General features: G+C 64.8%; 1 protein-coding gene and 1 pseudogene. Both read left to right on the plus strand.

Annotated elements, in window-relative coordinates; translation table 11 throughout:
- Positions 1 to 838 (plus strand): methionine adenosyltransferase (gene metK, locus ENZ75_RS32640; RefSeq protein WP_128278655.1); only part of this gene is annotated, 838 nt, incomplete at its 5' end.
- A gap of 23 nt (positions 839 to 861) precedes the next feature.
- Positions 862 to 1,081, plus strand: a pseudogene (locus ENZ75_RS32645) (tRNA (guanosine(46)-N7)-methyltransferase TrmB); the annotation flags it as partial.

The following is a 1,081-nucleotide window of genomic DNA, read 5'->3' on the forward strand; positions in this document are numbered from 1 at the left end:
GGGCGAAGAGGGTGCCGGCGACCAGGGCATCATGTTCGGTTATGCCTGCCGCGAGACGCCGGATTTGATGCCGGCGCCGATCTACTACAGCCACAAGATCCTCGAACTGCTGGCTGCTGCCCGTCACGAAGGCAGCGGTGAAGCCGGCAGGCTCGGGCCGGATGCCAAGAGCCAGGTCACCGTTCGCTATGTCGATGGCAAGGCCGCCGAGGCGACGCAGATCGTGCTGTCCACGCAGCATCTCGATGCGAGCTGGGATTCAAAGAAGGTCCGCAAGGTCGTCGAACCCTATATCCGCGAGGCGCTGGGCGACCTCAAGATCGCCGACGATTGCATGTGGTACATCAATCCGACCGGCAAGTTCGTCATCGGCGGGCCGGACGGCGACGCCGGCCTGACCGGCCGCAAGATCATCGTCGACACCTACGGTGGTGCCGCACCCCATGGCGGCGGCGCTTTCTCCGGCAAGGACACCACCAAGGTGGATCGTTCGGCAGCCTATGCGGCGCGCTACCTGGCCAAGAACGTGGTGGCGGCGAAACTCGCCGACCGCTGCACCATCCAGCTTTCCTACGCCATCGGCGTCGCCCAGCCGCTGTCGGTCTATGTCGACTTGCATGGTACCGGCAAGGTCGACGAGGCAAAGCTCGAGGACGCGCTGCGCACGGTGATGGATCTGTCGCCGTCGGGCATCCGCCGTCACCTCGATCTCAACAAACCGATCTACGCCAAGACGTCGTCCTACGGCCATTTCGGCCGCAAGGCCGGCCGTGATGGGTCTTTCTCCTGGGAAAAGACCGATCTCGCCAAGGCGCTCAAGGACGCGGTCGCCGCCTGACAGCGGCGCCGCGAAGTCCCGCCATGGATCCGAAGGACAGACCAAGCCGCGCGACCGAAGCCTTTTTCGGTCGCCGGCGCGGCAAGACCATGCGTCCGCAACAGGCGGCCGCGCTGGAAAGCGGCTTCGGTGTATATCGGCTCGATCTGGCGGCCGAGCCGCCGGCCGATCTGCAAACTCTGTTTCAGACCGATGTCAGCGCGGTTCGCCTCGAGATTGGCTTCGGCGGTGGCGAACATCTCC

Source organism: Mesorhizobium sp. M7A.F.Ca.CA.002.04.1.1, from assembly GCF_004022805.1.
Lineage (GTDB): Bacteria > Pseudomonadota > Alphaproteobacteria > Rhizobiales > Rhizobiaceae > Mesorhizobium > Mesorhizobium ciceri.